General features: G+C 67.5%; 6 protein-coding genes. 3 read left to right on the top strand and 3 right to left on the bottom strand.

The genetic code is table 11. The features are described from left to right. Window positions 1–434: 434 nt before the first annotated feature. Together QSK25_RS14255 and QSK25_RS14250 are read right to left on the bottom strand one after the other, a co-directional pair. Window positions 435–1775, bottom strand: a complete 1341-nt coding sequence (locus QSK25_RS14255) for a polysaccharide lyase 6 family protein (RefSeq protein ID WP_285638676.1) — start codon at window positions 1773–1775, stop codon at window positions 435–437. Between the two features lie 43 nt (window positions 1776–1818). Further along, on the bottom strand, window positions 1819–2253 hold the full coding sequence (locus tag QSK25_RS14250) for an NUDIX hydrolase (protein WP_285638675.1): 435 nt from the start codon (window positions 2251–2253) through the stop codon (window positions 1819–1821). A gap of 73 nt (window positions 2254–2326) precedes the next feature. On the opposite strand from QSK25_RS14250, the gene QSK25_RS14245 reads away from it, so the two are divergent. Beyond that, window positions 2327–3259 carry an SPFH domain-containing protein gene (locus QSK25_RS14245; RefSeq protein WP_285638674.1) on the top strand — a complete coding sequence of 311 codons (933 nt, stop codon included), beginning with the start codon at window positions 2327–2329 and terminating at the stop codon, window positions 3257–3259. After that, window positions 3259–3477 carry a type II toxin-antitoxin system antitoxin gene (locus tag QSK25_RS14240; RefSeq protein ID WP_285638673.1) on the top strand — a complete coding sequence of 73 codons (219 nt, stop codon included), beginning with the start codon at window positions 3259–3261 and terminating at the stop codon, window positions 3475–3477. Before QSK25_RS14245 ends, QSK25_RS14240 begins: the two co-directional genes overlap by 1 nt. 3 nt (window positions 3478–3480) lie before the next feature. Here QSK25_RS14240 and QSK25_RS14235 read toward each other — a convergent pair whose 3' ends face one another. Further along, complete coding sequence (locus tag QSK25_RS14235) at window positions 3481–4215, bottom strand: PIG-L deacetylase family protein (protein WP_285638672.1); 735 nt, start codon at window positions 4213–4215, stop codon at window positions 3481–3483. Between the two features lie 152 nt (window positions 4216–4367). Here QSK25_RS14235 and QSK25_RS14230 point away from each other — a divergent pair, with 152 nt between their 5' ends. Beyond that, on the top strand, window positions 4368–6632 hold the full coding sequence (locus QSK25_RS14230) for a glycoside hydrolase family 3 N-terminal domain-containing protein (protein WP_285638671.1): 2265 nt from the start codon (window positions 4368–4370) through the stop codon (window positions 6630–6632). The last annotated feature ends 15 nt before the right edge of the window (window positions 6633–6647 follow it).

The following is a 6647-nucleotide window of genomic DNA, read 5'->3' as shown; positions in this document are numbered from 1 at the left end:
GCGTTCGTCCTGAGCCAGGATCAAACTCTCCAATAAGGATTGTGTTTGATCGCTCCAGACGGAATATGTCTGGCAATCTGGTATTACTCTCAAAGGAATACCCCGACGAGGGGTATTCATATTACTGACTGTGTTTCGGCACGCTGTTGAGTTCTCAAAGAACACGCGCTCACCGGTTCCAGTCTCCGTTTCCGGAGGCTTTCTCTCGGGGCTGTGTTTGAAGCTTATTTGGTCTCGCTGTCCGGTGTCAAATCGGCCTCTCGGAGGCTCTTTCTCTTCCGGTTTTTTGGCCAGGCCCGTTCCGGTCTGTATTTCCCGGCCCGCTTCGCTCTGACATGGAGAACATTACACGGGCCTGTTTCGATCTCCAAATCGGGGGGTCCCGGTAACCGCCACGAGGCGGCTACCAGGACAAATGCGTCCGCCGGCGTTCGTCAGGGTGCGGAGACCCCGACATCGGCCTTCGTCAACGGCTTCCGCACCGCCGACGAGTTGTACTCATCCGCACCGACATCACGCGTGCCGGAGCGCGCCTGAAGGTCGAAGTCACGCGTCACATAGGAGTAGGAGCCCACCGACGTGTCGATCGCGGGGCTTCCGGACGCGAGACGCAGCAGACCGTTCGAGTCGCGGACGAGCTTCGGGTCCACCGTCCTGTAGCCGTTCGGCATGCCGGCGGTGCCGCCCCACACGATGTTGCCCTCGTACTTGACCGTCGAGCCGCTCATCATGTCGACGAGCTTCGACGACGACCCCTGAATGATGTTGTTCGCGAGCACGCAGTCCTTGGGTGCGTAAGTGCCCGTGTCGCTGTCGACCACCGCGCCCGTGCCGACCAGGGTGTTGAACGCGACCGTCACGCGGTCGGGCCGGTCGTGCGAGGTGGACGTCGGACCGCTGTCCGTCTCCGAGCCCTTGCCGAACACGATCGCCCTGTCCCCGGTGTTCTGCACGTAGTTGTTGAACACCTTGTGGTCGTTCCCGTGGAACCGGATGCCACTGCCGAACAGCAGGTTGCCCTCGACCGTGGTGCGGTTGCCGTGCCGCAGGACGATGTAGCCCTTGCTGTCGCGGATCGTGTTGAAGCGGATCGTGTTGTCCGAGGACTTCACGGAGATGGCCTCGGGATCGCCGTTGGCCTTCTCGAACAGGTTGTACTCGATGATCGCGTACGCCGACTTCGACTGCTTGTGGCTGTAGCCGAGCCGGATCGACTCGCCGCCGTTCGCGCCGGAGAAGCTGTGGTTGTAGAAGTAGTTGTGGTGCACGTGCGTCCGTTGGGCGATCTCACTGCCCGGACCGGTGATCTGCAGGTACACGCCCTCGCTGCTGCGGTTCGAGAACGTGTTGTGGTCGACCTCGACGTCGTTCGCGCTCACGGTGAGCGAGGCGCCGTCCTTGTTGCCGTTGTAGGTGTTGCGGGTGATGCGCGTGGCCTGCGCTTCGACCGGGACCGTCATCGAGCTGGTTCCGTCGAAGACGAAGCCCTCGATCGTCACGTCTCGAACGGCCCCGAGTTCGAGGCCGCCCCGGGTGAACACCGTGCGGCCGACGTTCGCGGCGGCCACGGTGATGCCCGACTTGGTGATCTTGACGGGTCGTTCGGCGGTGTGCACGCCCTCGGCCAGCACGATGCGCTGCCCAGGTCGTGCGGTGTCGATCGCGGCCTGCAGGGAGGACACGCTCGAGACGCCGACGACGGCAGCGAAAGCAGGCACGTGAACGAAGGACGACAGCAGGGCGGCCGCGCCGACTGCGGCCAGTGATCGGATCATTCGCCAACTCCGGTGTTGGGTCGTCGGCGGCGGTAGGTCCAAGCTAGCGCAAGATTCCGGCGGGTGGGGCAGTTCGGTACAGACCAAGGGCCGTATCGAGCGACGGCACCCGGTCCAGTTGTCCGATGTCTGCCAGTGGGTGCCACTGCGCGAGGTCGGTCGTGCCGCCCACCTCGCTGCGCAGCTCGCCACCCACGATCCGCACCTCGTACATGATTCGAAGTGCGTGGTAGTCGCGGTCCGACTCCTCGCGGAGCTCGGAGTCGATGCCGATCAGGCGGACCACCTCGACGGCGTGGCCGGTCTCCTCCTCGAACTCCCGGATGACGCCGTCGTACGGGTGCTCGCCGTGGTCGATGCCGCCGCCGGGGAGGATCCAACGTTTGCCCTTTGGGCCAAGCCAGCGCGCCAGCAGGATCTCGTCGCGCTCGTTGATGCACACCCCGTAAGCGGCCACACGCTGCTTCTTCGCCCTCATGCGACGCAGCGTAACTTGCAATCACCGCGAAAAAGTGATATCACTTAGCTACTACTTCGCTAGGGGGTCCTGGATGAGTGCATCCATCGAAACGACGGTCCAGATGCCGGCGCCAGTCGTCCGCGAGAAGCAAGCGCGCGAACTGCCCGGTCTCCCCATGTTCTTCGCTGGGTTGGCGGTGCTCGCTGTGGGCGTGTGGACGGTCATCGAGGGCATCAAGGCGACCGATGCTGCCGACGGCGAACCGGCGGCCGGGCTGCTGCTCACCGGCGTCCTGCTGTTCCTGGCGTCGGCGGTGATCTGGAAGGGACTCTTCACGGTCGCGCCCGGCGAGGTGCGGGTGCTGCAGTTCCTCGGCCGTTACGTCGGCACGGCGCGCACGGACGGGCTGCGGTGGGCGAACCCGCTCACCACGCGGGAGAAGATCTCGGTCCGGATCCGCAACCACGAGACGGCGACGCTCAAGGTCAACGACGCGGACGGCAACCCGATCGAGATCGCGGCCGTGGTCGTGTGGCAGGTCGAGGACACTGCGCGCGCACGGTTCGAGGTCGACGACTTCGTGCGGTTCGTGGGCATCCAGACGGAGACGGCCGTGCGGCACATCGCGAACAGCTACCCGTACGACAACCACGACGAGACGGGTCTCTCGTTGCGGGAGAACGCGGACGAGATCACCGAGACGCTGGCGATCGAGATCGCGGCACGGGTGCAGTCCGCGGGCGTGAAGGTGATCGAGTCGCGGCTCACGCACCTCGCGTACGCACCGGAGATCGCCCACGCCATGTTGCAGCGGCAGCAGGCCGGTGCGGTCGTGGCGGCGCGGACCCGGATCGTCGAGGGCGCCGTCGGCATGGTCGAGCTCGCGCTGGAGCGCCTGGCCGACCACGACGTCGTCGAGCTCGACGAGGAGCGCAAGGCGGCGATGGTCTCGAACCTGCTCGTCGTCCTGTGCGGTGACCGTTCCACTCAGCCCGTGGTGAACACCGGGTCGCTCTACACCTGATGGCGGATCGCAAGAGCGTCCTGCTCAGGCTTGATCCGGCGGTGCACGACGCGTTGAGCAGGTGGGCGAACGACGAGCTGCGCAGCACCAACGCGCAGATCGAGTTCCTGCTGCGACGTGCGCTGGCGGACGCGGGCCGGCTGCCCGGCGAGGCGAAGAAGATGCCTCGCCGGGGCCGGCCTCCCAAGAAGCCGGCGGAAGAAGACCCGGACGAATAGGTGTCAGATGGCCGGTGGTGCCTCCAGGTCGTGGGCGCGGAAGAGCACGGCGTGCTCGACGCCCATGGCCTGGCCGCCCATCGCGGTGAACTTCGGGATGAAGTCCGCGGGGGCGGGATGGCCGGGAAGCGCGGCCAGATAGGCGGCGTGCGCCTCGAGAGAGGCCACGCCTCGTCGCAACGGCTCCCCCGTCACGTCAACGCCGTGCGTCGCCTCGTCCCCCAATCCGGGAACCAGGTACCAGCGCGGCGAATGCGGTTCGAGGCCTTCGTCCACCTGCTCGGGGAAGATCCACCGGTTGCCCGCGTCGCGGATCGCGTCGAGGGTCGCGAGGCCGGCGGCGCGGTGGTCGGCCTGGTCGAAGCCCCACGGCGTCTCGACCGCGAACGAACTGCCGAACACCACGTCCGGCTGGAACCGGCGGATCTCGCGGCAGATGTCCCGGCGCAGGTCCAGGCCGTAGACGAGGTGGCCGTCCGGGTGGCCGAGGATCGTCAGCCGCTCCACACCGACGACGGCGCAGGCGGCCTGCTGCTCGGCGGCGCGCAGCCGGGCGGTCTCCTCCGGAGGGTTCGGCATCCCGGCCTCGCCCGCGGTGAGCAGGAGGTAGCCGACCTCGATGTCGCGGGCGGTCCAGCGGGCGACGGCCGCGGACGTGCCGTACTCCATGTCGTCGGGGTGCGCGACGACGCAGAGCACCCGTCTGAACGTCTCCTCGGGCAGCGCGGGCAGTGTCATCCCGCCATTTTTCCTCCTTTCGGCGGGGGTGGCTGATCAGGCGTTTCACCTGCATGAAAACGCTGTCATCGAGTTCCTCCGTTCGGAGGTGTTTCGTCCGTCTCCCCCTACGCGATGGTGTCCGGCGGGCGCACCGGGAACGTGGAGGAGTCTTGTCTTTGTTCTCCCGCAAGCGCGCCGGACTCGGCGTGCTGGGCGTTGCTGTGGTGATCGCGTCGCTGACACCGGCGGGTGGTCTGGCGGCGGGTAGAGAGATCTACCTGGACGGTCGGGCGTCGACGGAGCGGCGGGTCGAGGACCTGCTGCGGAGGATGACGCTCGAGGAGAAGATCGGGCAGATGGCGCAGATCCGCGTCGGGAAGCTGCGCGGTGACTGCAACAACGTCAACGGGCCGTTGGTCGACTCGTGCCTGAAGGCGGTCCTCGCGGACGCGCACGTCGGGTCGATCCTGTCCGGTGGTGGTGACGCGCCGCTCGACAACACCCCCAAGGCGTGGGCCGAGATGAACAACGCCATCCAGCGCTACGCGTTGGAGAACAACAGGTTGAAGATCCCGATCATCTACGGGTCGGATGGCGTGCACGGCCACAACAACGTCATCTCCGCGACGATGTTCCCGCACCAGATCGGGCTCGGCGCGACGTGGGACCCGGCGTTGCAGGAGAAGATCGGTGTGTCGGCGTCGAAGGCGTTGCGCGCCACCGGTGTGTTCTGGAACTTCGCGCCGGTGTCGGACATCGCGCGCGACACACGGTGGGGTCGTTACTACGAGACCTACAGCGAGGACCCGTTCCTGTCCGGGCAGCTGGCCGCGGCGAACGTGCGCGGGCAGCAGGCCAGGGTGGACGACACGGCGCAGCTGACCGCGACGGCGAAGCACTTCGCCGGGTACTCGGCGCCGGCGAACGGGCACGACCGCGCGGCGGCGCAGATCCCGATCCGGCAGCTGCAGGACCTCGTGCTGCCGTCGTTCCAGGCGCAGTTCGACGCGGGCGTGAAGACCGTGATGATCAACTCCGGGTCGTTGAACGGCGTGCCGGTGCACGCGTCGAAGTACATGCTGCAGACGCAGCTGCGCGACCGCATGGGGTTCAAGGGTGTCGCGGTCTCGGACTGGCAGGACATGCGGTACCTGGTGGACCGGCACAAGGTCGCACCCGACTACAAGACGGCGATCGCGATGAGCGTCAACGCCGGTGTGGACATGGCGATGGAACCGTCGAACGCGGCCGAGTTCACCTCGTTGCTGCTCGCGAACGTGCGGGACGGCTCGGTGTCGCGCGGGCGGATCGACCAGGCCGTGCGGCGGGTGCTGAAGCTCAAGTTCGACCTGGGGCTGTTCGAGAAGCCCTACGTGGACCCGGCGAAGGCCGACGGCAACGTCGTGAACGTCGACCGCGACCTCGCGCGTCAGGCGGCGGCCGAGGGCACGGTGCTGCTCAAGAACGACGGTGTGCTGCCGTTGTCCCCGGCGGCGAAGAAGATCGTCGTGACCGGCGAGACCGCTGACGACGTGCGGCGTCAGCTCGGCGGCTGGACCGTCGAGTGGCAGGGCGTGCCGGACGACTCGCCGTTGCCGCCGACCGCGACCGTGCTGACCGGTGTGCGCGAGGCCGTTCCCGGTGCGTCCGTGGTGCACGCTCCGACTCAGGCCGCGGCGGTGGCGGAGGCGGCGGGTGCGGACGCGGTCGTCGTCGTCCTCGGCGAGAAGCCCGGTGCGGAAGGTCCGGCCGACACGGAGAACCCGGTCCTGACCGCGGAGCAGCAGGCGTGGGTGGACGCGGTGCAGGCGACCGGCAGGCCCGTGGTCGTGGTGCTGCTGACCGCGCGGCCGCAGGTGCTGGGGGCGGCGGCCGACGCGAACGCGCTGGTCGCGGGCTGGTTGCCGGGCAGCGAGGGCGGCCGGGCGATCGCGGACGTGCTGTTCGGCGCGGTCAACCCGAGCGGCAAGCTGCCGATCTCGTGGCCGAAGGCGCTGGGCGACCCGACGCTGACCTACGACCAGCTGCCGGGCGCGAACACCTCGGCAGGGGCGAAATACGATCCCTTGTACCCGTTCGGGCACGGGTTGTCCTACACGTCGTTCACGACCTCGGGGACGACGGCGTCGGTGGACCGTTCGAACGGCGTGGTGAAGTTCACGGTGGCGAACACCGGTACGCGTGCGGGCACCACCGTGGTGCCGGTCTACGTGCGTCAGCCGGCCTCCCCCGTGCTCACGCCGGACGCCCGGCTGGTGGGGTTCACCCGCGTCGAACTCGCTGCGGGACAGTCGAAGCAGGTCGAGGTGTCGTTCAAGCTCGCGCAGCTCGCGCTGACCGTCGGCGACGTGGACGGCGACGGACGGCGTGAGGTCGCCCGCGGCGGTTACGAGGCCGTGGTCGGTGCCGAGAAGGCCGCCTTCACGGTGCGCTGAGCTGGCCTGATATCC

It is taken from the genome of Lentzea sp. NBRC 102530 (assembly GCF_030269365.1).
Classification (GTDB): Bacteria; Actinomycetota; Actinomycetes; order Mycobacteriales; family Pseudonocardiaceae; genus Lentzea.
Note: the sequence above shows the minus strand (reverse complement) of the source record. Positions and strands in the feature narration are given on the sequence as shown.

Excerpts from the sequence above, each read along its gene's own strand:
- QSK25_RS14255 (WP_285638676.1), bottom strand. The coding sequence starts at position 1,775 with ATGATCCGATCACTGGCCGCAGTCGGCGCGGCCGCCCTGCTGTCGTCC.
- QSK25_RS14250 (WP_285638675.1), bottom strand. The coding sequence starts at position 2,253 with ATGAGGGCGAAGAAGCAGCGTGTGGCCGCTTACGGGGTGTGCATCAAC.
- QSK25_RS14245 (WP_285638674.1), top strand. The coding sequence starts at position 2,327 with ATGAGTGCATCCATCGAAACGACGGTCCAGATGCCGGCGCCAGTCGTC.
- QSK25_RS14240 (WP_285638673.1), top strand. The coding sequence starts at position 3,259 with ATGGCGGATCGCAAGAGCGTCCTGCTCAGGCTTGATCCGGCGGTGCAC.
- QSK25_RS14235 (WP_285638672.1), bottom strand. The coding sequence starts at position 4,215 with ATGACACTGCCCGCGCTGCCCGAGGAGACGTTCAGACGGGTGCTCTGC.